Raw genomic sequence first — 23,476 nt, forward strand, 5'->3', positions numbered from 1 at the left:
CCGTGCAGGCGGGTGTCGCACGCCCGGTGCTTACTTCTGCGTTGCCGGTGCTGCTGCTGCACCGGCGGGCTTGTCGCCATGGCCGCGGTGGCCATGGGGGCCGTGCTTGCCATGTTCGCCCCGCGGGCCCATGCGCTGGGCGCGGGCATCGAAGGTCTTTTGCTGCTCGGGCGTCAGCACGGCATAGAAGGCCTTGGTGGCTTCACCGCGGCGGTCGGCCTCGGCGGCGTGCTGTGCACGCATGGCGCGCATGCGGTCGATGCGCTCGGGGGTGGTGAGCTTGTCCATGTCCTTGTGGTCCAGGCGGGCCTGGCGTTCGCCCGGTTGCATGGAGGCGGTGAAGGTGTTCCAGGCTGGTTCCTGCGCCGGGGTCAGCTTGAGCTGTGCCTTGAGCGCGGCGGCGCGCTGGGCCATGTGGGCCTGGTGGCGTTCGCGGTGTTCGCCTGGGCCCTTGCGGGCATCGGGGGCGGCTGCCGCACCCACGGCGGGCGGGTTGGCAGGGGTGGGCTGTGCCAGCACCGGCAGGGCCAGGGCGGCGAGGACGGCGGCGGCAACGGTGTGGCGGGACAGGAAAGCCATGGTGAGAGTCCTTTCAGAGGGAGGAAGGGGCCCCGGAACGGTGGTTCCAGCGGTTGACTGCAGTGTCTGCCTGCCATGTATCGCCCGCATGCACGTTGTTTGTCCCAGTGTAAAGTTGTGACAAGAAGATCGTCTTTACCTGCGGGGCCTTGCAGCTATCAAAAGCGGAGCAGGCGTATGGATTTTCCCTGTGTTGCACTGCGGCCCGGTACGCAAGGGGCGCCGACCACCGACAATGGAGGGTTCCGTGCCAGCGCCGCAGGCGTGCATGGCACCGGTGGACAGCTTCGTCCGGTAACCAGAGGGTTTTTCGTGTTCAAGAACATGATCGTGTACCGCATTGCTCCGCAATGGCAGGTGGAATTGACGCAGGTGGAAGAGGCGCTGGCCAAGGCCCCCTTCATGGAGTGCGGTGCCACGCAGGAAAAGTCGCTGGGCTGGGTGCCGCCGCGCGGCGATGAGCATGGCGCCATGGTCGAGTCGGTGGGAGGGCAGTGGATCCTGCGCTTCATGGTCGAGTCCAAGGTGCTGCCAGGCTCGGTGCTCAACCGCCGCGTGAAGGAAAAGGCCGAGCGCATCGAGAAGGAAACCGGGCGCAAGCCCGGCAAGAAGGAGAGCAAGGAGCTCAAGGAAGAGGCCAAGCTCGACCTGCTGCCCATGGCCTTCACCAAGCAGGGCTCGATGTGGGTATGGATCGACAGGGAAGCACGCACCATCGTGTTCGACACGTCCAGCCAGGGCCGTGCCGACGAGGTCGTTTCGCTGCTGGTCGAATACCTGCCGGGCCTGTCCGTCTCGCTGTTGTACACCGAGACCAGCCCGCAGGTGGCCATGTCGCACTGGTTGAGCACGCAGGAGCCGCCCGTGGGCTTCACCGTGGACCGCGAATGCGAGTTGAAGAGCGCCGACGAGTCCAAGGCCGTGGTGCGCTATTCGCGCCACCCGCTGGACATCGAGGAAGTGCAGGCGCACATCGCCGCCGGCAAGCTGCCCACCAAGCTGGCGCTGACCTGGGACGACCGCGTCTCGCTGATGCTGACCGAGGGGCTGCAGATCAAGAAGGTGTCCTTCCTGGACACCGTGTTCGAAGGCACCAAGGCCGATGACGGCGGTTTCGACACTGACGTGGCCATCGCCACAGGGGAGCTGTCCAAGCTGATCCCCGACCTGATCGAGGCGCTGGGCGGTGAATCCGATGGCATTGGGGCCAGCGCTGTTGCGCAAGCCATCCCCGCGGGCAGCGGCCCCTCGGGCCCGGGGCTGGCGGCCGCCGTGCCCGTGCCGGCACGCGGCAAGGACGTGGCGGGGCGCGCCATCACCGGGCCGGCGACGGCACCGGCGGACACCGACCCCGACTCGGCCCCGTTCTGAGCGGGCGGGGCGCGGCAATGGCTGGCATGGACAACGCGGCCTGCGGTCGATGAAAGCCATTCCGCCCATCCACCTGATCCTTGCCTTCGATGCCGTGGCGCGGCTGTGCAGTTTCGGCAAGGCGGCCGAGGAGCTGCACCTGTCGCACAGCACGGTGAGCCACCGCATCCGCGAACTGGAGCGGCTGCTGGCGCGGCCGCTGTTCGTGCGCAGCACGCGCGCCGTGGCGCTCACGGTCGAAGGGGTGCATCTGCACCAGCAGCTCAAGGAGCCGCTGCACCGCCTGCAGCAGATCTTCGGTGCGGATGGTGCAGGCCTGCTGCCCGTGGTGCGCATCAGCGCCTTGCCCTCGTTCGCGCGCTGGCGCCTGGTGCCAGCCCTGTCGCGCCTGGACGCACAGCCGCCGGGGTGGGGCGTGGAGATCCACCCCTCCATCGACACGGTGGACGTGGACCGGGGCGATGCCGACATTGCCGTGCGCTTTGCGCGCACCCGACCGGCCGCCCACCACTGCGAAAAACTCATGGACGATGAGTGGTTCCCCGTGGCGGCGCCGGCCTACCTGGCGCGCCTGGGCGTGCCCGCGGGCGTGGCTGCGTTCCGCAAGGCGGTGCTGCTCTCGCACACGCGCCAGCCCTGGAAGCCGTGGCTGGACAAGGCGGGTATCCGGGTTGCCGCAGCGCGCCAACAGGGCATGGCCTTCACGGACACGGGCTTTGTGCTCGACGCTGCCCTGGGTCTGCAGGGCATCGCACTGGGCCGGCGTTCTCTGGTGCAGGACCTGCTGGCCAGCGGTGCGCTGGTGCGCCTGGGCGAGGTGGCACTGCCCTGCGAGCAGTCGTACTACCTGCTCGCCTCGGAGCGCATGGCCATTACGCCGCAGGGGCAGCAGGTGATGGCATGGATCCGAAGTCTGGCGCCCCCGGACCGCGTCAGTTCCAGAGCGTGAGCACGATGCCGGCCAGCACGCCGGCGATGGCCAGTGTCTTCTGGCGAATGAAACGCTCCTGGAAGAACAGCGCGCTGAGCCCGAACACCATGACCAGGTTGGTACGGCGCAGCACCGAAATCACGGAGATCATGGCCCCCTCGGTTTGCACTGCAGCAAGGTAGAGGTATTCCGCCGCCAGATAGGCCAGTGCGATCGCAGGCACGGCCCAGTGGCGCGTGAACAGGCCGCGCAGCGAAACGCTGCGCCACACCCAGGGCAGCAGGGCCAGCGCGATCACGCCGCGCTGCAGCGCCGACCAGGCCTGCACGGCCGCCAGGTCCAGCCGCAGCCCGGCAAGGATGTGCTTGTCGTACAGTGCGTTGGCCGAGGACAGCAGCGTGGCGGCCAGCATGCATAGCACCCAGCCGTCGCGGTGAAAGCGGATGCCCTCGCGGCTGCCGATGCGCGCGAACAGATGGTAGGACAGCATGGACACCGCCAGGCCCAGCCACTGCCACCCGGTGAGCTGCTCGCCGAGCAGCACGATGGCACCGGCCGCCGTCCACAGCGGGCCCGACGCGCGCACGCCGGCCGAGATCGACAGCGGCAGTGCCTTGACCGCGTAGTACGACAGTACCCAGGTGGCGACCATCATCAGCGACTTGGGCAGCACCAGTGCCTGTTCGCGCCAGCCCAGCGGTGCGGGGTAGAGGCCCCAGGGCTGCAATGCAGGTGCCGCAGTGGCCGGTGCGAGCAGAAAGGGCAGCCACAGGAATGCGCCGAGCGCGGAACTCAGCACGACCACGTCGAGCACGCTCTTTTCGCGCAGCGCGAGCTTGGTGAGGAAGTCGTAGGTGCCCAGCACCAGGCCGGCAAAGAGACCCAGGGCGACCCAGGTCATGGAGCACCCCAGCGGGTAGGGGACGGGACAACGGTGAAGTGCGGCACGGGGTGTTTTTCAGCAAGGAGGAAGAAGCCCCCAAGCGTAGAAACATGGCGCCGCCGATTGATGGGAAATGGCCACGCATTGCTGTGCCGCTTTCAGCAATGCGCCAGGCAGCAGGTGCCTGGGCGGATCACACCCGTTCGAAGATCGCCGCAATCCCCTGACCGCCGCCGATGCACATGGTCACCAGCGCATAGCGCCCGCCCGTGCGGTGCAGCTCGGCGATGGCCTTGGTGGTGATGATGGCGCCCGTGGCGCCCACGGGGTGGCCGAGCGAAATGCCCGAGCCGTTGGGGTTGACCTTGGCCGGATCGAGGCCCAGCTCCTGGATCACGGCGCAGGCCTGGGCGGCGAAGGCCTCGTTGGCCTCGATCACGTCCATGTCCTGCACCGTGAGGCCGGTGCGCTGCAGGACCTTCTGTGTGGCGGGCACCGGGCCGATGCCCATGTAGGCCGGCTCCACGCCCGCATGCGCGTAGCCCACCAGGCGGGCCAGGGGTTTCAGGCCCAGGGCCGAGGCGCGCGCGCCCGATGCCAGCACCACGGCGGCGGCGCCGTCATTGATGCCTGAGGCATTGCCGGCGGTGACCAGGCCGTCCTTCTTGAACGCGGGCTTCATGCCGGCCAGCACTTCCAGGGTGGTATTGGCGCGCACGTGCTCGTCCGTGTCGAAGACCACCGCGCCTTTGCGCGTGGTGATCTCCACCGGCACGATCTGCTCGCGGAAGTAGCCCGCAGCGATGGCGTGCGCTGCGCGCTGCTGGCTTTGCACGGCCAACTGATCCTGTGCCTCGCGGCCGATGCGGTAGCGCTCGGCCACGTTCTCGGCGGTGATGCCCATGTGCATCTTCTGCCACGGGTCGTGCAGGATGCCGAGCATAGGGCCTGTTCACCCCAATTTCGGGGATCGCGTTGCCCGGCCTGGGGGCTGGATGCTAGGCGCCCGTGTGCAGCAAGGTGTGCACCTTGCAAGCGCGGGCAACGCTGCAGACGGCCCCCAGGCCGGGCAACCCGAAGGGAAGGCCCTTGCCGGCGCGCCACTCGTCGTTGCGTTCCTTGCGTGTGCAAGGGCACACGCTGTGTCGCGCGCCTAGATTGGCGCGCCGGCAAGGGCCTTCGCGACCCCGAAATTGGGGTGAACAGGCCCTAGTCGATGCTTTTCGCGTCGCCCATGCGCGCGCCGTAGCGCGCTGCGGTGTCGAAGTAGGGGCCGCGGCTCATCGATTCACTACCGCCGCCGATGGCGATGTCGCAGTCGCCATAGCCGATGGCCTGGGCCGCCGAGATGATGGCCTGCAGGCCCGAGCCGCACAGGCGGTTGACGTTGAAGGCCGGTGTCTCGATGGGGCAGCCCGCATCGATGGCGGCCACGCGCGCGAGGTAGGCGTCCTTGGTGTCGGTGGGGATCACGTTGCCCATCACCACGTGGCCGATGGCATCGGCCGGCAGGCCGCTGCGCGCGATGGCGGCCTTGACGGCGGTGGTGGCGAGGTCGGTGTTGGGTACGTCCTTGAGGCTGCCGCCGAAGGTGCCGATGGCGGTGCGCGCGGTGGAAAGGACGTAGACGTCTTGAAGGCTGCTCATGGGGGGAATGTGTCGAAAGAGAAGAAAGGGAATTCAGCGCCCATTGAACTGGGCGGGCCGGCGTGCGTAGAAGGCCGCTATGCCTTCGCGGAAGTCTGCGGTGGCGGCGCAGTGCGCAAAGGCCTGCTGCTCGGCCGCCAGCTGCTCGGGCAGGCTGCGTTCCAGCGACTGGCGCATGAGGCGTTTCATTGCGCCGTAGGCCACGGTGGGGCCGGCGGCCAGGCGCTCGGCCACGGCGGTGGTGGCGGCGTCGAGTTCGGCCATGGGTACCACGCGGTTGACCAGGCCCAGGCGCAGCGCGTCGTCGGCCGTGAAGGAATCGCCGAGCAGCGCGATCTCCAGCGCCTGGCGCAGGCCCACCATGCGCGGCAGCGCCCAGGAGGCGCCCACGTCGCAACTGGTGCCCAGGTTGATGTAGGCCAAGTTCAGGCGCGTGCCCTCGGCCATGAGCACGTAGTCGGCCTGCAGCAGCATCGACAGGCCGGCGCCTGCGGCCACGCCGTGTACCTGGGCGATCACGGGCGCATCGATCTGCGCCAGCAGGGCCAGGCCCGCGTGCAACGGCCCGAGCAGTTCCATCGCGCCCTGCACGGGGTTGGCGCGCAGGGTGGCCAGATCGCCGCCGGCCATGAAGCCCTTGCCGTTGCCGCGCAGCACCACGGCGCGCACGCTGGCGTCTGCCGCAATGGCCTGCACGGCGGCCAGGAAGGCCTGGGCCATGGGCACGTCGATGGCGTTGAGCGCGGCGGGGCGGTTGAAGCGCAAGGTGGCGATGGCGCCCTGGCGCTCGTGCAGCAGGGCGGGAGGCGCAGCCTCGGTGTCGTCGGTCATGTCGGTTCCTCAGCGGTACAGCGCCTCGATCTCGGCAGCGTAGGTCTTGTAGATGCTGGAGCGGCGCACCTTCATGGTGGCGGTGACCTCGCCGTCGTCGTGGTCCAGCTCCTTGGTGAGAAGGTGGAACTGGCGGATCTGCGAGACCTGGGCCAGGCGCTCGTTGCCGCGGCGGATCTCGGTGTCGATGAGTTCGCGCACCTCGGGTGCCTCGACCAGCGAACGGAAATGCGTGAACGCCAGGCGCCGGGCCTCGGCCCACTTGCCCACGGTCTCGTAGTCGATCATCACCAGCGCGCCGACGAACTTGCGTCCCTCGGCGACGATGATGCATTCCTTGATGAAGGGGCTGCCCTTCATGGTGTTCTCGATCTCCGAGGGCGTGAGGTTCTTGCCGCCGGCCGTGATCATGATGTCCTTGAGCCGGTCGACGATCTTCAGTTGGCCCTGCTCTTCGCGCACCACGTCGCCGGTGTGCAGCCAGCCGTCGATGATGCTCGTGGCCGTGGCCTCGGGGTTCTTGTAGTAGCCCGCGAACACCATGTCGCCGCGCAGCTGCAGCTCGCCATTGTCGGCAATGCGGTGCTCCACGCCCAGCGTGGGCACGCCCACGGTGCCCACCACCACCTGGTCCAGCCGGTGGCCCGTGACCATGCCGGTGGATTCGGTCAGGCCGTAGACCTCCACCAGCGGCAGGCCGAGCACACGAAAGAAGCGCACCACGTCGGGCGGGATGGGTGCGGCCCCGGTGAGCGCCACGCGCGCATCGCGCAGGCCGATGAAATTCTGCAGCGCACGGAACACCAGCCAGTAGCTGGCGGCGAAGGTGGCCCGCTCGGCCAGGCTCCAGCTGCTGCGCGGCTTCTCGGCCAGGGGCTGGCAGGCGGCGATGGCGCGGTGGAACAGCCGGCGGCGCAGGCCCCCGGTCTCCTGCAGCTTGATGTGGATGGCGGCATGCATCTTCTCCCAGATGCGCGGCACGCCCAGGAACATGGTGGGCGCTACCTCGCGCAGATCCTCCTGCACGGTGCGGATGGATTCGCCGAAGTTCACCTGCGAACCGATGTACACCGGCACGAAGCTGGTGAGCATCTGCTCGGCCACGTGGCACAGCGGCAGGTAGGACAGGTGGGTGGTGGCCGCGTCGAGCTGCAGCCGGTCGACGATGCCGGGCACCACGCCGCGGATGTTGCGGTAGCTGATCATCGCGCCCTTGGGCTTGCCGGTGGAGCCCGAGGTGTAGATCATCAGGCCCACGTCGTCGAGCGTCTGGCGCGCGAGTGCCTCGTCCACCAGCGCCTGCGATCCCGATGCGGCGCCCAGCGCCTCGACCTCGGTGAAGGTGGCGATCAGCGCGCGCACCTCGGGCGCGAAGCTGCGCAGGCCCTTGGTCTCCATGACGATGATCTTTTTGAGGCGCGGCAACTCGGGCAGCGCCGCGAGCAGCTTGTCGGTCTGCTCCTGGTCCTCGCAGACCATGATCTCGATGTCGGCATGGCCGACCACATAGGCCACCTCGTTGGTGGGGCTGGTGGGGTAGACGCCCACGGTGACCGCACCGACCAGGCCGGCGCCCATCTGCGCCAGGACCCACTCCGTGCGGTTCTCCGAGATCACGCCCACATGGCCGCCGGCCGGCAGCCCGAGCGCGCGCAACCCCAGGCCGAAGTGGCTGGCCCGCTCGTGGTAGCTGGCCCAGGTGAAGGGCTTCCAGATGCCGAAGTCCTTTTGCCGGATGGCCACGCGGCCGGGCTCGGTGCGCGCGCGCTCGCGCAGCATCTGGGGCAGGGTGAGTTCGGGGAGGGTCATGACAGCCATCTTTTGCGGCGCTTGTAGTGCTTGATGTCCTTGAAGCTTTTCGCTTCGCCACCGCCGCCCATGCCGAGGTAGAACTCGCGCACGTCGGGGTCGCTGGCCAGGCGCTCGGCCGTGCCGTCGATCACGATCTTGCCGTTCTCCATGATGTAGCCCTGGTGGGCGACGGCCAGCGCCACGGTGGCGTTCTGTTCGACCAGCAGCATGGAGGTGCCGCGCTCGGCGTTGATGCGCGCGATGATGGTGAAGATGTCTTCCACGAGCTTCGGCGACAGGCCCAGCGAAGGTTCGTCGAGCAGGATCAGCTGGGGCTGGGCGATGAGCGCGCGGCCGATGGCCAGCATCTGCTGCTCGCCGCCCGAGAGGTAGCCGGCCAGGCCCCGGCGCCGCTCGTGCAGGCGCGGGAAGTAGCTGTAGACGCTGTCGAAATCGGGCTTTGCATCCTTGCGGCCCGTGAGTGCATAGGTGGCGGCTACGAGGTTCTCCTCCACCGTGAGGTCCTCGAACACGCGGCGGCCTTCCATCACGTGCGACAGGCCGTTGCGCACCAACTGCTGAGGTGCGAGCGCCGCAGTGGGCTGGCCGTTGAAGCGGATGCTGCCGCCCTGCACTTCACCATCCTCCAGCGCCAGCAGGCCCGACACCGCCTTGAGCGTGGTGGACTTGCCCGCCCCGTTGCTGCCCAGCAGCGCCACGATCTGCCCGCGCGGCACGGACAGCGACAGGCCGCGCAGGGCCTGCACCACCTTGTTGTAGATGACCTCGATGTTGTTGACTTCGAGGACGAACTCAGGAGCGTGCGGCATCACGGTCTCGGCAGCAGGGTAGGACCACCGCGCACCGCGCCGCACCCGGAGCATGCCGTGGGCGCTGCTCTGCCAGCGCACCCGTGGAACCGGCTTTGCCGGGCCTCGGGGTGCGTCCCCCTGAAGGGGGAAGGCGCGAAGCGACTCAGGGGGGGTGTCAGGGACATCAGAGCTTGATCCAGTCAGAGGCGGCGACCATCTTCTGGGCCTTCATGTCCGCGCGGTACACGCGGCCCACAGGGATGGAGTTGCCGCTGATGGTGATCGGCACGCCGATCAGGCCGCCGGTGTCGAAGTCCTTGATGCTGTTGAGCGCGGCCTTGAGGTTCTTGCCATCGAGCGGTTTGCCCGCATCCAGGCAGCGCTTGGCCGATTCGGTGAACAGCATGGCGGCGAGAAAGCCCTGGATGTAGGCCGTGCTCTGGTACTCGGGGCGCAGCGCGCGGATCTTCTCCAGCATGGGCGCCTTCTCGGTGTCGTAGTAGTAGCGGTAGGGCATCACGCCCATGAAGCCGTCGGCGGCCTCGCCCATCTTCATCACGGTGGAGCTGTCCATGGTCCAGAAGGTGCCCATCCACTTGCTGGTCATGCCCTGCTGCTTGCCCTGGGTGATGAACTCGGGGATGGGGGCCAGGATGTAGCCGTGGAAGATGGTGTAGTCGGGCGCGGCGCGGCGCAGCTTGATGACCTCGCCCGAGACGTCCACGCTGCCGGCGGGCGTCATGATCTTGACGGGCACCGACAGGCCGAGTGCCTTGGCGGCTGCTTCGCTCTTGTCGATGGGGTCGCGGCCGAACTCGGAGTCCGAATATACGAAGGCCACCTTGGCACCGGGCTTTTCCTTGGCGATGTGCTTGAGCAGGATGCCGAACATCTCGGTGTAGTCGGGGCCGACGAGGAACTGGTTGGGGTACTTGGCGGGGTCGTTGAGTTCGGACGCGAACGAGGCGCCGGCCATCAGCGTGCTGCCCGCGCGGTCGAGCTCGGGATTGATGGTCTTGGCAAAGCCCGTGGAGTCGCCGTAGTAGAGATTCACCTTGTTCTGGCTGGTGATCTTCTTGTAGGCCGCCACCGAGACGTCGACCTTGTAGCCCGTGTCCTCGGGCACGTACTTGAGCTTGCGGCCTTTGATGCCGCCCGCGTCGTTGACCATCTTCACGTAGTCGCCGATGCCGGCATTGATGCCCACGCCCGCGAACGCGAACACGCCCGTGAGCGGGATGGAGCCGCCGATGACGATGTCTTCGCCGCTGGCCTGTGCGGTGGCGGTGAGCGGTGCGGCCAGCGTGGCGCCTGCGGCGAGCAGCAGGGTGCGGCGGCGCTGGGATGCGAGGGATGGGGTGGTGGTCGTGGGCATGGTGCTTGTCTCCTTCATGGTTTTATGGGCTGCAGCGGCTCTCTCAATTGCGGAACGGCCACAGATGGAAAAAGCGGCGAATGCGCCGCCACACTTCTGCGAGCCCCTGCGGCTCGAACACCAGAAATCCGATGATCAGCAGGCCGAAGATCACGGTGCGCACGGGCGAGAGGAACACCGTGAGCTCGTTGCCGCCGGGCAGCAGGTCGACCACCAGCTTGAGCAGCTCGGGCACCATGGTCATGAACACCGCACCCAGGATGCCGCCCAGGATGGAGCCCATGCCGCCGACGATGATGGCCGCCAGGAAGAAGATCGACATGAGCAGCGGAAAGCTCTCGGGTGTGACCACGCGAAAGAAGTAGGCCCACAGACCGCCGGCCACGCCCGCATAGAACGAGGACAGGCCGAACGACAAAAGCTTGTAGCGCAGCAGCGGTATGCCCAGCACCTCGGCCGAGATGTCGCGGTCGCGGATGGCGATGAAGGCGCGGCCCACGCGCGTGCGAAACAGGTTGGCCGCGCCCAGCAGCATGAGCACGGTGACCGGCACGATCACCCAGTACAGGCGGAACGAGGTATCGAGCGGCAGGCCGAAGAGTTTGGCCGGCGGCACGCTCAGGCCGCCGGTGCCGCCCGTGAACTTCCAGTTGGCGAAGATGAAGTGCGCGATGAACGATGCGGCGATGGTGGCGATGGCCAGGTACAGGCCCTTGACGCGCAGCGAGGGGATGCCCACGACGATGCCGCCCAGCATGGCCACGAAGCCGCCAGCCAGCAGGTTCAGGAGGAAGGGCGTGCCCACGCGCGTCTCCAGCACGGCCACGGTGTAGGCCCCCAGGCCCATGAAGGCGGCCTGCCCCAGGCTCACCAGCCCCGTGTAGCCCGTGAGGATGTTCAGCCCCGTGGCGCTGGCGACGTTGATGCTGACCAGGCAGGCCAGGTAGAGCCAGTAGTCGCTGGCCATGAAGGGGAACAGCAGCAGCAGCGCGGCGGCCACGGCGAGCCAGACCTTCTGCGTGCGCGAGTCGAACAGCGCCGCGTCGGCGACGTAGGATTCCTTGAGAGTACCGATGCGCATCAGGCCTCCCGCCGGGCCGCCCCAAGGCAGGCCTGCGCCCCCCTGGGGGGCAGTGAATACACGAAGTGATGAACGTGGGGGCGCATGTTTCTAGAGTCTCTCTATCTCGTGCGTGCCGAACAGTCCATAGGGCCGCACCAGCAGCACGGCCACGAGCACGATGAAGGTGGCCAGGAGCTTGTATTCGCCGCCCAGGTAGGCGCCGGCCAGGGCCTCGATGAGGCCGATGAGCACGCCGCCGATGAGGGCGCCGAGCGCGCTGTCGAGCCCGCCGACGATGACCACCACCAGCACCGACAGGCCGAACACGCCCATGCTCGACGAGATGCCGCCGATGGAGCCGACGATGATCCCGGAGACTGCGGCGATCATGGCCGAGACCACCCAGGCCAGCGAGAACACGCGCGGCACGTTGATGCCCACCGAGTAGGCGGCGGCCTGGTCGCTGGCCGTGGCGCGCAGGGCCACGCCGCCGCGCCAGAAGCGGAACACCAGCAGCACGGCCGCGATGAAGGCCACCGCGATCACCGCGCCCCAGAACACCTTGGGCGCGAGGAAGGCCTCGCCGATCATGATGGGCTTGGTCGGCATGAACTCGGGCAGGCGGCGCTGGTCGGCCGTCCAGATCATCTCCACCAGGCCCACGAGCACCGAAGCCAGGCCCACGGTGACCATGAACACGGAGATCGGCGGCTCGCCCAGCAGCGGGCGGATCATGGTGCGCTCGATCACCGCGCCCAAGAGGCCCGAGCCGAGCACCGCTGCAGGAATGGCCAGCCACAGCGGCAGCGCGAAGGTGGCGGCGAAGGTGAAGAACAGGTAGGCGCCGACCATGAGCATCTCGCCGATGGCGATGTTGACCACGCGCGTGGCCTTGTAGACCATCACGAAGGCCAGTGCCGCCAGCGCGTACAGGCCACCGCCGGAGATGCCGGTGAGGCTGATTTCGAACAGGTAGGCCCAGTCCATCATGCGACTCCCTGCAGCGGCGTCGCGGCCCCAGCATGCAGCCGGGCACGCAGGTCGCCCACGTCGCCCGAGCCCAGGTAGGCGCGGATGACCTCGGGGTTGGCCTGCACTTCGGCCGGCGTGCCTTGGGCGATGACCTGCCCGAAGTTGAGCACCACCACGTGGTCCGACAGGTCCATGACCATGCCCATGTCGTGCTCGACCATGAGCACGGTGACGCCCCATTCGGCGCGCACGTCGAGGATGAAGCGCGCCATGTCCTCGGTCTCCTCGCGGTTCATGCCGGCCACGGGCTCGTCGAGCATCAGGATCTCGGGCTGCATGGCCAGGGCGCGGGCCATCTCCACGCGCTTTTGCAGGCCGTAGGGCAGGGCCGAGACCGGCGCGTGGCGGATGTGGTCGATCTCCAGGAAGTCGATGATGCGCTCCTCGATGTCGGCGCGCAGGGCGGCCTCTTCGCGCCGTGCGCGGCCGATGTACAGCAGCGCGTCGAGCACGTTGGCCTTGAGGTGCGCGTGGCGCCCGAGCTTGATGTTGTCGAGCACCGTCATGCCGCGGAACAGCGCGATGTTCTGGAAGCTCCGCCCCAGGCCCAGCCGGGCGCGCTGCGGGGCCGGCACCCGCGTGATGTCCTGGCCCTTGAAACGGATGGCGCCGCTGCCCGGGCGGTAGAAGCCCGAGATGGTGTTGAACAGCGAGGTCTTGCCCGCGCCGTTGGGCCCGATCACGGCGGTGATGGAGCCGGACTGCACGCCAAAGCCCACGCCGGTGAGCGCCTTGACCCCGCCGAAGGCCAGCGTGACGCCATCGACCTGCAGCAGGGGCGGCGCGCTGGCGGGGGGATTGCCGGGTGGGTGTGTCTCCATTGGCTTTCTAATGCGGGTTTGTGCTGACCAGAAAATGCCTGCGGGCCTGCAGAAATTTTCTACTTGTGCGTAAACTGTTTACTCACGAGTAGATTCTGGAAGGCCCTGCGCCAAACCAGCATCCGTACTTTCCCGAGGAACCAGCCCGCCATGCCCAGCCCCACCGTGTCGCCCCCCCGCAGTGCGGACCGCCCGCCCGCGTCGCCCTGGGCGCCCGCGTCGCACCGCGAACAGCAGCGCGAAGCCAAGCGCAATGCCGTGCTGCAGGCCGCCGCGCAGCTGTTCAACGAACGCGGCTTTCACGCCACCTCGCTCGACGACATCGCCGCGCGGCTGAACGTCACCAAGCCCACGCTGTACTACTACGTGAAGAACAAGGACGAGATCCTGCTGCAGTGCGTGAGCAAGGGCCTGCAGATGATGCTCGAGGGCATCGATGCCTCGCGCGCGGCTGGCGGCAAGGCCGTCGACCAGCTCATGACCTGCATGCAGGTCTATGCGCGCATCGTCACAGAGGATTTCGGCAAGTGCCTGATCCGTGTGGGCGACGAGCAGCTGCCGCCCGAGAGCCGCGCCGAACTACGCCGCCACAAATCCGCCATCGACCGGGAGTTCCGACGCCTGGTGGCCGAGGGCGTGCAGGAGGGCTCGCTGGAGCCGTGCGATCCGAAGATGACGGCCTTCGTGATCGCCGGGGCGCTGAGCTGGATCGGCCGCTGGTACCAGCCCGGCGGCGAGTACACGGCCGAGCAGGTGGCCGAGCAGTGCATAGCGACGCTGTGCCAGGGGGTGTTGCGGCGCGCCGATGGCGCGGTGGTGGCCAAGGCGCCTGCCAAGCGGGTGCGCAAGGTGGCACCGGCTGCAGCAGCGGCACCGCGCAAGCGCGCCTAGTGCCTGGGGGGAGCTGGCTCCCCCGCCAGGTCATCCAGGATCGGGCAGTCCGGCCGCTCATCCCCATGGCAGCACGACACCAGCGTTTGCAGGCTGCGCTGCATGGCCTGCATGGCGGCGATGCGCTCGTTCAGGTCCTCGATGTGGGCCTGGGCGATGCGCTTGACCTGACTGCTGGCGCGGCTGCGGTCCTGCCACAGGGCGAGCAGGCCGGCGATCTCTTCCATCGAAAAGCCCAGGTCGCGTGCGCGGCGGATGAAGCGCAGGCCATGCACGTCGGCCGCGGTGTACTGGCGGTAGCCGCTGTCGGTGCGCGCCACGCCGGCCACCAGGCCCAGGGACTCGTAGTGGCGCACCATGCGCGCCGAAACCCCGGCGCGGCGCGCGGCCTCGCCGATGGGCACGGGCCAGTCGGTCTTGCTCATGCCGCGACGGCGTAGCCTTCTTCGGCGATGGCGGCGGCCAGCGCTTCGCGCGCGGCGCTGCTGTGCTCCACATGCACATTGCCGCTGGCGCGGTCGATGCGCACGTTGGCGGCCGGGTCCACGCCCTGCACGGCCTGGGTCACGGCGCGCTCGCAGTGGCCGCAGGTCATGCCCTGGACCTGGAAGTCATGGCTGGTGGTGGTAGATGGCTGCATGTGAATACTCCTTGCTGGTTGGCTGATTGCATTGAACAGCCTGGAGCGTAAACCTTCACATGGTGGCAAGGTCAAGCCCTGCTGCAAAACCTTGAAGAGGGACTGCCTACTTCGGCCGGGCGCGGCGTACGCCGGCATCGGGGCGCGAGAGGGTGCCCGCGCGCAGCTCGCCCACCGCCGCGGCCAGGGCCTGTGCGGCGCCGCGGATCTCGGCCTGCATGGCGGTGTCGCGGTCCAGCACCTCGTGGCTTTGGGCGTAGCTTTCGTAGTAGCCGATGTAGCGGTCCAGGCGCGCAGCCTGGCCGGCGTCGATGAAGCCCATCCAGTCGAGCCAGTCCGACAGGCCTCGGCGCGACATCTCGATGCCGGCCACGTCGCCGTGCACGGCCAGGGCGTAGGTGCGGCCTTCGAGGTGCTTGGGGTAGCCCCAGCCGGCCAGCTCCAGCGCCTTGGCCTCGGCGGACTTCTTGCCGTGGGTGCTGGTGGGGTCGGGGTTGCCGCCGTCGGCACAGACCAGGCGGTCGATCATGAGCTTGAGCGGGCTGGGCGACTGGTACCAGTACACGGGGGTGATGATCATCACGCCGTGCGCGGCGGTCCAGCGTTCGTAGATCTCGTTCATCCAGTCTCCCGTCTGGCGCATGGCATGGTTGGGGTAGCAGCTGCACGGAAAGTGGCACAGCGGCATGGCCGTGGAGACGCAGCCCTTGCAGGGATGGATGTGGCGCCCGTAGTCGGAGGTGACGCGGCTCAGGTCGAGCAGGTCGATTTCAATGTGCTCGGCGGCCAGCACGTCGCGCGCCATGTTGAGCATGCGCCAGCTCTTGGAGATCTCGCCGGGGCAGGTGCCGTCGTTGCGTGCCGAGCCGCAGACCAGCAGCACGCGCGAGGGGCTGGCCGGGTCGGCCCAGCGCGCACGCGCTGCGTCGATGCGCTCCTTGGCCTCCAGCCAGTCGACCGACAGGTCGTAGTCCGGGTCGGCATAGCCGGGCCCGGCCTTGCGTGTGCGTGGCGCCTTGCGGTTGTCGTCGTAGTTGCGCCAGGCGATGGCCTCGATGCGGTCCAGGGCGTCGCCGGCCTCGTCGGCAAAGCGCGGGTCCTGGAAGTCGAGCAGGAAGCGTTCGCGGAATTCGGCGCGGTCCAGCGGCTGGGGGGCCTGGCCGGTGCGCGCCCGTGGGGGTGTAGGGCTTGTCATGCACAAAATTCGACCACCGCCGGCAATGCCACCGTATCGGACAAGGCGCCGACTTGATCTGGGGCAAGGGCTTGACCTTGACACCATGGCAAGCTGTAAGGTACCCCTCATGACCAACGACACCACCCCTGACCGGGCCCTTGAGGCCCTGCAACAGTTCGACCTGGGCATCGGCGGCATGACCTGCGCCAGCTGCGTGGGCCGCGTGGAGCGCGCGCTGCGCAAGGTGCCGGGCGTGCAGGATGCCTCGGTCAACCTGGCCACGGAGTCCGCCCGCATCGGCGTGGCGGCGCCCGCCGGCAGCGATGCCGCTGCGCTGGAGGCGCAACTGCGCCGCGCCGTGCGCAATGCGGGCTACGAGCCGCTGGCGAAGGACCACGCCGATGCGGCCGAGGACCTGTCGCCCTGGGCTGGCTTCCTGCCCGTGGGCGTGGGCCTGGCGCTGTCGGCACCGCTGGTGCTGCCCATGCTGGGTGATCTCTTCGGGCAGGACTGGATGCTGCCCGCGTGGCTGCAGTTCGCACTGGCCACGCCGGTGCAGTTCATCCTGGGGGCGCGCTTCTACAAAGCGGGCTGGCATGCACTGAAGGCCCTCACGGGCAACATGGACCTGCTGGTGGCGCTGGGCACCAGCGCGGGCTGGGGCCTGTCGGTGTGGCTATGGCTTACTGCACATGCTGGCCATGCGCCGCACCTGTATTTCGAGGCCTCGGCCGTGGTGGTCACGCTGGTGCTGCTGGGCAAGTGGCTGGAGGCACGCGCCAAGCGCCAGACCACCACCGCCATCCATGCGCTGCATGCCTTGAGGCCCGACGTGGTGCACCTGTTGGGCAAGGCCGGCGAGGTGGACGTGCCTGTGGCCGAGGTGCTGGTGGGCGACCGGCTGGTGGTGCGCCCGGGCGAGCGCATCCCGGTGGACGGCACGGTGCACGAGGGCCACACGCAGGTGGACGAATCCATGCTGACTGGCGAGCCGCTGCCGGTGGCGCGCGACGTGGGCGCGCCCCTCACGGGCGGCTCGATCAACGGCGACGGGCGCGTCGTGATGGCGGTGACGGCCGTGGGCGCCGAGACGGTGCTGGCGCACATCATCCGCCTGGTGGAGGATGCGCAGGCCGCCAAGGCCCCGCTGCAGCGGCTGGTGGACAAGGTGTCGGCCGTGTTCGTGCCGGTGGTACTGGCCATGGCCCTGGCCACCTTGCTGGGCTGGCTGTGGGCCGGTGCTGGCATGGAGGCGGCACTGATCCACGCCGTGGCGGTGCTGGTGATCGCCTGCCCCTGTGCGCTGGGCCTGGCGACGCCGGCCGCCATCATGGCGGGCACGGGCGTGGCCGCCAAGCACGGCATTTTGATCAAGGATGCGCAGGCGCTGGAGCGTGCGCACCAGGTGGACACGGTGGCCTTCGACAAGACCGGCACGCTGACCGTGGGCCAGCCGCGGCTGACCGCCTTCGAGGTGGTGCCGGGCCTAGTCGAAGGCGCGGTGCTGGCGGCGGTCGCGGCGGTGCAGAGCGGCAGCGAGCACCCGCTGGCGCGCGCCGTGGTGCGCGCGGCGCAGGAGCGCCAGCTGGCCCTGCAGGCCCCAGATGCCGTGCGCGCCGTGCCGGGCCGTGGCACCGAAGGCGAAGTGCAGGGCGCCAGCTACCTCGTGGGCAGCCTGCGCTGGATGCAGGAGCTGGAGGTGGACCTGGGATCGCTGGCCGGCCGTGCCACCGATCTGCAGGCCGAGGGCGCTACCGTCTCTGCGGTGGCCGAGCGCACGGCCCAGGGCCTGGCCTTGCGCGCATTGCTGGCCTTTGGCGATGAGCCCAAGCCGGGCGCGCGCGAGGCGCTGGCGGCCCTCAAGGCCCGGGGCATCCGCACGGTGATGCTGTCGGGCGACAACCGGGGGGCGGCCGAGGCCATGGCGCGCCGCCTGGGGCTCGACCCGGCGGCGGGCGAGGTCATGGCCGAGGTGCTGCCGGGTGACAAGGCCGTGCGGGTGGCCGCATTGCAACAGGGCGGCCATGTGGTGGCCATGGTGGGCGACGGCGTGAACGACGCGCCGGCCCTGGCCGCCGCCGACGTGGGCATGGCCATGGGCAATGGCACCGATGTGGCCATGCATGCGGCGGGCATCACGCTGATGCGCGGTGACCCCTTGCTGGTGGCGGCAGCGCTGGACATTTCGCACCGCACGGTGATGAAAATCCGCCAGAACCTGTTCTGGGCCTTTGCCTACAACGTGGCCGGCATCCCCTTGGCGGCGCTGGGTTACCTGAGCCCGGTGGTGGCCGGGGCTGCTATGGCGCTCAGCTCGGTAAGCGTGATGGCGAATGCCCTCCTGCTCAAGCGCTGGCGCATGTGATAAACACGTATGGCGCATGGTCACACTTGTCTGGCAAACTGCAACGTTTTGTTGCAGCCCGGCGGACACGGGGGTGGGGAAGGCCCTGCGTCGCAGACGCCTTCCTTGCAGTCCGGCACGGGCACACACATCCATAAGGACGACAGATCATGAATCTTTTCTCGCTCATGCGGCAGTTCACCATTCGATTCCGCATGCTGGGGGCCATTGGCGTGGTGCTGGGTCTGCTGGGGCTGCTGGGGGGTGCCGGCATGCTGGGCATGTTCCGCATTGCCGATCTCAGCGAGGACTTCATGGCCAACTCCTTCGCCGAAGTGGGGTACATGGCCGAGCTGCGCGGCGAGATGGGCACCATCCGCCAGCTCGAGAAGGACATGATCATCGGCTACGAGAAGCCCGAGGTTGTGAAGGTGGCACAGGCCAAGTGGCTGGCCAGCCAGGAGAAGGCCAAGAAGATCGCCACCAAGTTCCTGGACGGACCCGAGGACAGCGACAACCCCGTGGTACGCGACATCATCAAGCGCCTGGACAGCTACCGCGAGCAGTTCGCCCATGTGGCGCGCCAGCTGGAGGCGGGGGGCTACGACACGGCCACCATCGCCAACCGCATGAGCGGCAAGGCCGTGGCCGAGTTCGACCAGGCCGACAAGCTCATGGTGCAGCTCGATGAGGTGCTGCGTGCCGATGTGGCCAAGGCCGTGGAGCAGCAGAGCAGCGTCACTGCGCAGACCAAGTTGCTGTTCGCGTTGGCTGTGCTGATCACGGTGGTGGTGGTGGTGCCGCTCACGCTGCTGAACATGCAGTCCATCTGCAACCCACTGGCCGAAGCCCGGCGCATGGCGCAGGCGATTGCCGGTGGCGATCTGTCGCAGCCCATCAACCCGCAGGGCAAGGACGAGGTGGCCGATCTGCAGCGCGCGCTGCGCGACATGCAGCAGGGCCTGGGTTCGCTGGTGGCGCAGGTGCGCGATGCCAGCGGCAACATCGCCACGGCCAGCCAGGAGATCGCCACGGGCAACCAGGACCTGTCGCAGCGCACCGAGCAGACGGCCAGCAACGCGCAGGAGGCCGTGGCCTCACTGTCGCAGCTGACCTCCACCGTGCAGCAGACGGCATCGTCCTCGCAGATGGCCAACCAGTTGGCGGCATCGGCCTCCAATACCGCCACGCGTGGCGGCTCGGTGGTGCAGCAGGCCGTGGCCAGCATGCAGGAGATCTCGGCATCGAGCCGCAAGATCGGCGACATCATCGGCCTGATCGACTCCATCGCCTTCCAGACCAACATCCTGGCGCTGAACGCGGCGGTCGAAGCGGCCCGTGCGGGCGAGCAGGGCCGTGGCTTTGCCGTGGTGGCCAGCGAAGTGCGCAGCCTGGCCCAGCGTTCGGCCGCAGCGGCCAGCGACATCAAGGCGCTGATCAGCAACAGCGTGACCGCCGTGGACGGCGGTGTGCGCCATGTGGAAGACGCGGGCACGGCGATGAAGGAGATCGTGGCCAGCGTGCAACGCGTGGGCGACATCATCGGCGAGATCACGGCCGCGGCCACCGAGCAGTCGGCCGGCATCGGCCAGGTGAACCAGTCGGTGGGCGAGATCGACCGCATGACGCAGCAGAACGCGGCGCTGGTGGAAGAGTCCGCTGCCGCGGCCGAGTCGCTGCGCGAGCAGGCGGCGCGCCTGTCGGAAGTGGTGCAGCAGTTCCAGCTCGACGAGTCGATGGCCCACAGCGGCCATGGCGGTCACAGCGGCAGCCCCGTGGCCCAGCCCCATCAGCATGCATCGCTGCGTGCACCAACGGGCTCGCGCCAGCTGTTGGCACGCTGACGCCACGCCGTCTTCGGCCCCAGGGCAAGGCCCCGCGCGCTTCTGCGAGCGGGGCTTTTTTCATGGGGCTTTCATTGACCTGCGTCAGGTCGGTCCGGACACCGGCATGGCACCCTTGGGGCAATGTAATCTTCAGGAGCGAAGCCATGCCCCATGCCAGTGTGCGGACCATTCGCGACGAACACGCCTCGCTGGCAGCGGTGCTGCGCTCGCTGGAACTGATGCTGGACCGGGGGCCGGCCGACGCGCCGGCCGCGTTCTTCGACGTGATGCGCGCGATGCTGTTCTACATCGATGAGTTTCCCGAGCGCCAGCACCACCCCAAGGAGTCGCAGTGGCTTTTCCCCCGAGTGGCGGAGCGTGCGCCCGAGGCGGCGGCAGCCATCGCGCAACTCGAGCGCGAGCATGCAGGCGGGGAGGCAGCCGTGCGCGAGCTGCAGCACCTGCTGCTGGCCTGGGAACTCTTGGGGGACACGCGGCGCAGCGCGTTCGAGGAGGCCCTGCAGCGCTATGTGGCCTTCTACCTAGAGCACATGCGGATCGAAGAGACCGTGGTGCTTCCCGCAGCCCACGCGCACCTGGATGCGCAGGACTGGGCGGCCGTGGATGCGGCGTTTGCCAGCAACATCAATCCCCTGGCGCAGGGCCCGGTCCGCGACGGGGCCTATGACCGCTTGTTCACCCGCATCGTGATGCGGGCCCCCAGTCCGATAGGGCTGGGGTAGCCCCCCTGAGCCGCTTCGCGTCATCCCCCCAAAGGGGGGACGCCCCCGGTGCGGCGGGGCGGCCCTTGCACGGGGGCACTGGCGTGTACAGCGCGCATTGCATGCGCTGCTGAGGCAGGCACCGCCCGAGAGCTGACAACGCTTGTTACGCTGCTGTCTCAGCGAGCGTCGGGTAGTCGGTATAGCCCTTCTCGCCGCCGCCGTAGAAGGTGCTCTGGTCCCAGGCGTTGAGCGGGGCCTTGGTGCGCAGGCGCTCGACCAGGTCGGGGTTGGCGATGTAGAGCTTGCCGAAGGCCACGATGTCGGCCGTGCCGTCGGCCACCACTTTCTCGGCCAGGCCGGCGTCGTAGGCGTTGTTGACCATCCAGGCACCCTTGCCGCCGGCTTCGCGGTAGGCCGTCTTGAGGGCGGCGTAGTCGAAGGGGCGGTCCGGCAGTTCGCGCGGGCCGCCGGTAGCGCCTTCGATCACGTGGATGTAGGCCAGGCGCAGCTGGGCGAGCTGGCGGATCACGTAGTCGAACAGGGGCTGCGGGTCTTCGTCCACGATATCGTTGGCCGGCGTGACGGGCGACAGGCGGATGCCGACCTTGCCGCCACCCACGGCATCCACGGCGGCGCGCGTGGCCTCGAGCAGCAGGCGGGCGCGGTTCTCGATGCTGCCGCCGTAGTCGTCGGTGCGCTGGTTGGCGCCGGTCTTGAGGAACTGATCGAGCAGGTAGCCGTTGGCGCCATGGATCTCCACGCCGTCGAAGCCGGCGGTCTCCACCGCGTTGCGGGCGGCGGCCGCGTAGCTGTGCACGATGCCGGGCAGCTCGGATGCGTCGAGCGCGCGCGGCTGCGAGGTGGGGGCGAAGCTGCCCTTGCCGGTGGCGCGGTCGATCAGGTAGGTCTTGGACTTGGCGATGAGGGCCGAGGGCGCCACGGGTGCGCCGCCATCGGGTTGCAGGTCGTTGTGCGAGATGCGGCCCACGTGCCACAGCTGGGTCACGATCTTGCCGCCGGCCTTGTGCACGGCGGTGGTGACCTTCTTCCAGGCATCGAGCTGCTCGGTGCCGTACAAGCCCGGCACGTCGGCATAGCCCTGGCCCTGGTGGCTGATGGCCGTGGCCTCGGTGATCAGCAGGCCGGCGCTGGCGCGCTGCGCGTAGTAGGTGGCCGTGATCTCGGCCGGCACGGCATTGGGTGCGCGGTTGCGCGTGAGCGGTGCCATGGCGATGCGGTTGGCCAAGTGGATGTCACCGACCTGGAGGGGATCGAAAAGAGAGGCTGTGGACATGGAGCGGAGCTTTCGTTCGTGCGGAGGTCGCAAGGACCGGAAATGACGGACAAGCGTATTCGCAATCGGCAAAGGCTGCAGTGGGCTGGCGCAACACAGGGCAAGGGATTTGTGTTACCGCAAGGCCTGGGAGGCTGCGCATGGAGAACAGCGGGCGACAGCACCGTGGACCCTTGCCCGGCACAATGGCCGCCATGAGCCATGACCCGCCCGCGCCTTCCTCCGCCCTGCTGCGCAATGGCCTGTGGCTGGCCGTGGCCCTGTCGATGGGGGCGGCTGTCTCGCTCGGTATCACGCGCTTTGCCTACGCGCTGCTGCTGCCGCCGATGCGCGAGGACCTCTCCTGGTCCTACACGCTGGCCGGGGCCATGAACACCGTGAATGCGCTGGGCTACCTGCTGGGCGCCCTGGCCACGCCGATGTTGCTGCGCCGCTTTTCGCCCGGCACCTTGCTTGTGGCGGGGTCGGTGCTGGCCACCGTGTTCATGGGGCTGTGCGGCTTTTTCGTGGATGCCGTGCCGCTGCTGGTGCAGCGCCTGCTGGCCGGGGTGGCGAGTGCGCTGGTCTTCGTCTGCGGCGGCCTGCTCGCGGCGCGGCTGGGCGCGCAGCAGCCCGGGCGCAGCGGCCTGCTGCTGGGCCTGTACTACGGCGGCACGGGCTGGGGCATCAGCCTGTCGGCGGTGCTGGTGCCGGCGGTGCTGGCCACTGCACCGGGCCCGCACCCCTGGGCCTGGGCGTGGTGGGCACTGGCCCTGGCCTGCGTGGCAGCCACGCTGGTGCTGCTGTGGCCGGCGCGGGCGCTGCAGGCCCTGGCCGCACCGGCCGCTGCCGCAGCTTCCTCGCAGCCGGCAACCGGTGGCATGCGCTGGGCGGCCTTTGCGCCGGCGCTGCTGGGCTATGGCCTGTTCGGTGTGGGCTATATCGGCTACATGACCTTCGTGGTGGCGCTGCTGCGTGAGCAGGGCGCCAGCGGCACGGCCGTGACCTGGTTCTATGCGCTGCTGGGGCTGGCGGTGGTGCTGTCCTCGCGCATCTGGGCGGGCCTCCTGGACCGCAGCCGGGGAGGGCAGGCGCTGGCCCTGCTCAACGGCCTGCTGGGCGTGGCCACGGTGCTGCCGGCGCTGACCTCGGCGTGGCCCGTGGTGCTGGCCTCGGGCCTGCTGTTCGGCGCGGTGTTCCTGTCGGTGGTGGCCTCCACCACGGCGCTGGTGCGGCACAACCTGCCGCAGGCGCTGTGGGCCAGCGGCATCAGCGCCTTCACCATCGTCTTCGCGGCCGGCCAGATCGTCGGGCCCACGGTGGTCGGCTGGATCGCCGATGGCCCCGGCGGGCTGGCGCGCGGGCTGGTGTTCTCGGCCTGCGCGCTGTGGATCGGCGCGGCCGTGGCGTCGCGGCAGAAACCGCTGGAGGCATGACGCGCCAGCGGCGGCCGCTCGGCGCTGC

General features: G+C 68.7%; 20 protein-coding genes and 2 pseudogenes. 7 read left to right on the forward strand and 15 right to left on the reverse strand.

From position 1 onward, the window contains the following. Window positions 1-30 precede the first annotated feature (30 nt). Window positions 31-579 carry a Spy/CpxP family protein refolding chaperone gene (locus tag ACSQ3Y_RS01855; RefSeq protein ID WP_436176254.1) on the reverse strand — a complete coding sequence of 183 codons (549 nt, stop codon included), beginning with the start codon at window positions 577-579 and terminating at the stop codon, window positions 31-33. 312 nt (window positions 580-891) lie between these two features. Between ACSQ3Y_RS01855 and ACSQ3Y_RS01860 the strand changes: the two genes are divergently transcribed. Then, window positions 892-1,950 (forward strand): recombination-associated protein RdgC, encoded by a 1,059-nt coding sequence (locus tag ACSQ3Y_RS01860; RefSeq protein WP_436176255.1) that lies wholly within the window; start codon window positions 892-894, stop codon window positions 1,948-1,950. A gap of 49 nt (window positions 1,951-1,999) precedes the next feature. After that, window positions 2,000-2,899 carry a LysR substrate-binding domain-containing protein gene (locus ACSQ3Y_RS01865; RefSeq protein WP_436176256.1) on the forward strand — a complete coding sequence of 300 codons (900 nt, stop codon included), beginning with the start codon at window positions 2,000-2,002 and terminating at the stop codon, window positions 2,897-2,899. Here ACSQ3Y_RS01865 and ACSQ3Y_RS01870 read toward each other — a convergent pair. The 10 genes and pseudogenes from ACSQ3Y_RS01870 to ACSQ3Y_RS01915 form a co-directional block, all read right to left on the reverse strand. Further along, window positions 2,883-3,782 (reverse strand): EamA family transporter, encoded by a 900-nt coding sequence (locus tag ACSQ3Y_RS01870; RefSeq protein WP_428002962.1) that lies wholly within the window; start codon window positions 3,780-3,782, stop codon window positions 2,883-2,885. The two genes, ACSQ3Y_RS01865 and ACSQ3Y_RS01870, sit on opposite strands and share 17 nt — an antisense overlap. Before the next feature lie 175 nt (window positions 3,783-3,957). After that, window positions 3,958-4,707, reverse strand: a pseudogene (locus ACSQ3Y_RS01875) (acetyl-CoA C-acyltransferase); the annotation flags it as partial. A 269-nt stretch (window positions 4,708-4,976) separates the two neighbouring features. After that, a pseudogene (locus tag ACSQ3Y_RS01880) lies at window positions 4,977-5,411 on the reverse strand (beta-ketoacyl synthase N-terminal-like domain-containing protein); the annotation flags it as partial. A gap of 33 nt (window positions 5,412-5,444) precedes the next feature. Beyond that, window positions 5,445-6,242: an enoyl-CoA hydratase/isomerase family protein gene (locus tag ACSQ3Y_RS01885; RefSeq protein ID WP_057266861.1), complete on the reverse strand. Its 798-nt coding sequence runs from the start codon at window positions 6,240-6,242 to the stop codon at window positions 5,445-5,447. Between the two features lie 9 nt (window positions 6,243-6,251). Beyond that, window positions 6,252-8,051: an AMP-dependent synthetase/ligase gene (locus ACSQ3Y_RS01890; RefSeq protein WP_436176257.1), complete on the reverse strand. Its 1,800-nt coding sequence runs from the start codon at window positions 8,049-8,051 to the stop codon at window positions 6,252-6,254. Further along, on the reverse strand, window positions 8,048-8,863 hold the full coding sequence (locus ACSQ3Y_RS01895; protein ID WP_436176258.1) for an ABC transporter ATP-binding protein: 816 nt from the start codon (window positions 8,861-8,863) through the stop codon (window positions 8,048-8,050). Before ACSQ3Y_RS01895 ends, ACSQ3Y_RS01890 begins: the two co-directional genes overlap by 4 nt. 166 nt (window positions 8,864-9,029) lie before the next feature. Continuing rightward, window positions 9,030-10,220: an ABC transporter substrate-binding protein gene (locus tag ACSQ3Y_RS01900; protein WP_436176259.1), complete on the reverse strand. Its 1,191-nt coding sequence runs from the start codon at window positions 10,218-10,220 to the stop codon at window positions 9,030-9,032. A gap of 43 nt (window positions 10,221-10,263) precedes the next feature. After that, window positions 10,264-11,301 (reverse strand): branched-chain amino acid ABC transporter permease, encoded by a 1,038-nt coding sequence (locus tag ACSQ3Y_RS01905; RefSeq protein ID WP_436176260.1) that lies wholly within the window; start codon window positions 11,299-11,301, stop codon window positions 10,264-10,266. Window positions 11,302-11,391: 90 nt separating this feature from the next. After that, window positions 11,392-12,273, reverse strand: coding sequence for a branched-chain amino acid ABC transporter permease (locus ACSQ3Y_RS01910; RefSeq protein WP_057266858.1), 882 nt, complete (start codon window positions 12,271-12,273; stop codon window positions 11,392-11,394). After that, window positions 12,270-13,136, reverse strand: coding sequence for an ABC transporter ATP-binding protein (locus ACSQ3Y_RS01915; protein ID WP_436176261.1), 867 nt, complete (start codon window positions 13,134-13,136; stop codon window positions 12,270-12,272). The genes ACSQ3Y_RS01910 and ACSQ3Y_RS01915 overlap by 4 nt, the downstream gene beginning before the upstream one ends. 150 nt (window positions 13,137-13,286) lie before the next feature. Here ACSQ3Y_RS01915 and ACSQ3Y_RS01920 point away from each other — a divergent pair, with 150 nt between their 5' ends. Continuing rightward, window positions 13,287-14,027 (forward strand): TetR/AcrR family transcriptional regulator, encoded by a 741-nt coding sequence (locus tag ACSQ3Y_RS01920; protein ID WP_436176262.1) that lies wholly within the window; start codon window positions 13,287-13,289, stop codon window positions 14,025-14,027. On the opposite strand, the gene cueR is transcribed toward ACSQ3Y_RS01920, so the two are convergent. From cueR to ACSQ3Y_RS01935, 3 genes are all read right to left on the reverse strand, one after another. Next, window positions 14,024-14,452: a Cu(I)-responsive transcriptional regulator gene (cueR, locus tag ACSQ3Y_RS01925; RefSeq protein WP_436176263.1), complete on the reverse strand. Its 429-nt coding sequence runs from the start codon at window positions 14,450-14,452 to the stop codon at window positions 14,024-14,026. The genes ACSQ3Y_RS01920 and cueR overlap by 4 nt on opposite strands. Next, window positions 14,449-14,667 carry a heavy-metal-associated domain-containing protein gene (locus tag ACSQ3Y_RS01930; RefSeq protein ID WP_436176264.1) on the reverse strand — a complete coding sequence of 73 codons (219 nt, stop codon included), beginning with the start codon at window positions 14,665-14,667 and terminating at the stop codon, window positions 14,449-14,451. Before ACSQ3Y_RS01930 ends, cueR begins: the two co-directional genes overlap by 4 nt. A gap of 106 nt (window positions 14,668-14,773) precedes the next feature. Then, the gene (locus tag ACSQ3Y_RS01935; protein ID WP_436176265.1) at window positions 14,774-15,862 is read right to left on the reverse strand and encodes a flavodoxin family protein; all 1,089 of its coding nucleotides are present in this window, start codon (window positions 15,860-15,862) and stop codon (window positions 14,774-14,776) included. Window positions 15,863-15,971: 109 nt separating this feature from the next. Between ACSQ3Y_RS01935 and ACSQ3Y_RS01940 the strand changes: the two genes are divergently transcribed. From ACSQ3Y_RS01940 to ACSQ3Y_RS01950, 3 genes are all read left to right on the forward strand, one after another. After that, window positions 15,972-18,209, forward strand: coding sequence for a heavy metal translocating P-type ATPase (locus ACSQ3Y_RS01940; RefSeq protein ID WP_436176266.1), 2,238 nt, complete (start codon window positions 15,972-15,974; stop codon window positions 18,207-18,209). 149 nt (window positions 18,210-18,358) lie between these two features. Then, on the forward strand, window positions 18,359-20,032 hold the full coding sequence (locus tag ACSQ3Y_RS01945; protein ID WP_436176267.1) for a methyl-accepting chemotaxis protein: 1,674 nt from the start codon (window positions 18,359-18,361) through the stop codon (window positions 20,030-20,032). 146 nt (window positions 20,033-20,178) lie between these two features. After that, window positions 20,179-20,757, forward strand: a complete 579-nt coding sequence (locus ACSQ3Y_RS01950; protein WP_436176268.1) for a hemerythrin domain-containing protein — start codon at window positions 20,179-20,181, stop codon at window positions 20,755-20,757. A 145-nt stretch (window positions 20,758-20,902) separates the two neighbouring features. Here the strand turns inward: ACSQ3Y_RS01950 and ACSQ3Y_RS01955 are convergent, their stop codons facing one another. Continuing rightward, window positions 20,903-22,033, reverse strand: coding sequence for an alkene reductase (locus tag ACSQ3Y_RS01955; RefSeq protein WP_057266851.1), 1,131 nt, complete (start codon window positions 22,031-22,033; stop codon window positions 20,903-20,905). A gap of 194 nt (window positions 22,034-22,227) precedes the next feature. Between ACSQ3Y_RS01955 and ACSQ3Y_RS01960 the strand changes: the two genes are divergently transcribed. Next, the gene (locus ACSQ3Y_RS01960; RefSeq protein ID WP_436176269.1) at window positions 22,228-23,448 is read left to right on the forward strand and encodes a YbfB/YjiJ family MFS transporter; all 1,221 of its coding nucleotides are present in this window, start codon (window positions 22,228-22,230) and stop codon (window positions 23,446-23,448) included. The last annotated feature ends 28 nt before the right edge of the window (window positions 23,449-23,476 follow it).

Origin of the sequence: Acidovorax sp. LjRoot66 (assembly GCF_964253305.1) — a bacterium.
Classification (GTDB): domain Bacteria; phylum Pseudomonadota; class Gammaproteobacteria; order Burkholderiales; family Burkholderiaceae_C; genus Acidovorax.

What these genes read in the sequence shown, in the direction of transcription:
- ACSQ3Y_RS01855 (WP_436176254.1), bottom strand. Translation starts at nt 579, where the DNA reads ATGGCTTTCCTGTCCCGCCACACCGTTGCCGCCGCCGTCCTCGCCGCC.
- ACSQ3Y_RS01865 (WP_436176256.1), top strand. Translation starts at nt 2,000, where the DNA reads ATGAAAGCCATTCCGCCCATCCACCTGATCCTTGCCTTCGATGCCGTG.
- ACSQ3Y_RS01870 (WP_428002962.1), bottom strand. Translation starts at nt 3,782, where the DNA reads ATGACCTGGGTCGCCCTGGGTCTCTTTGCCGGCCTGGTGCTGGGCACC.
- ACSQ3Y_RS01885 (WP_057266861.1), bottom strand. Translation starts at nt 6,242, where the DNA reads ATGACCGACGACACCGAGGCTGCGCCTCCCGCCCTGCTGCACGAGCGC.
- ACSQ3Y_RS01890 (WP_436176257.1), bottom strand. Translation starts at nt 8,051, where the DNA reads ATGACCCTCCCCGAACTCACCCTGCCCCAGATGCTGCGCGAGCGCGCG.
- ACSQ3Y_RS01895 (WP_436176258.1), bottom strand. Translation starts at nt 8,863, where the DNA reads ATGCCGCACGCTCCTGAGTTCGTCCTCGAAGTCAACAACATCGAGGTC.
- ACSQ3Y_RS01900 (WP_436176259.1), bottom strand. Translation starts at nt 10,220, where the DNA reads ATGCCCACGACCACCACCCCATCCCTCGCATCCCAGCGCCGCCGCACC.
- ACSQ3Y_RS01905 (WP_436176260.1), bottom strand. Translation starts at nt 11,301, where the DNA reads ATGCGCATCGGTACTCTCAAGGAATCCTACGTCGCCGACGCGGCGCTG.
- ACSQ3Y_RS01910 (WP_057266858.1), bottom strand. Translation starts at nt 12,273, where the DNA reads ATGATGGACTGGGCCTACCTGTTCGAAATCAGCCTCACCGGCATCTCC.
- ACSQ3Y_RS01915 (WP_436176261.1), bottom strand. Translation starts at nt 13,136, where the DNA reads ATGGAGACACACCCACCCGGCAATCCCCCCGCCAGCGCGCCGCCCCTG.
- ACSQ3Y_RS01920 (WP_436176262.1), top strand. Translation starts at nt 13,287, where the DNA reads ATGCCCAGCCCCACCGTGTCGCCCCCCCGCAGTGCGGACCGCCCGCCC.
- cueR (WP_436176263.1), bottom strand. Translation starts at nt 14,452, where the DNA reads ATGAGCAAGACCGACTGGCCCGTGCCCATCGGCGAGGCCGCGCGCCGC.
- ACSQ3Y_RS01930 (WP_436176264.1), bottom strand. Translation starts at nt 14,667, where the DNA reads ATGCAGCCATCTACCACCACCAGCCATGACTTCCAGGTCCAGGGCATG.
- ACSQ3Y_RS01935 (WP_436176265.1), bottom strand. Translation starts at nt 15,862, where the DNA reads ATGACAAGCCCTACACCCCCACGGGCGCGCACCGGCCAGGCCCCCCAG.
- ACSQ3Y_RS01940 (WP_436176266.1), top strand. Translation starts at nt 15,972, where the DNA reads ATGACCAACGACACCACCCCTGACCGGGCCCTTGAGGCCCTGCAACAG.
- ACSQ3Y_RS01945 (WP_436176267.1), top strand. Translation starts at nt 18,359, where the DNA reads ATGAATCTTTTCTCGCTCATGCGGCAGTTCACCATTCGATTCCGCATG.
- ACSQ3Y_RS01950 (WP_436176268.1), top strand. Translation starts at nt 20,179, where the DNA reads ATGCCCCATGCCAGTGTGCGGACCATTCGCGACGAACACGCCTCGCTG.
- ACSQ3Y_RS01955 (WP_057266851.1), bottom strand. Translation starts at nt 22,033, where the DNA reads ATGTCCACAGCCTCTCTTTTCGATCCCCTCCAGGTCGGTGACATCCAC.
- ACSQ3Y_RS01960 (WP_436176269.1), top strand. Translation starts at nt 22,228, where the DNA reads ATGAGCCATGACCCGCCCGCGCCTTCCTCCGCCCTGCTGCGCAATGGC.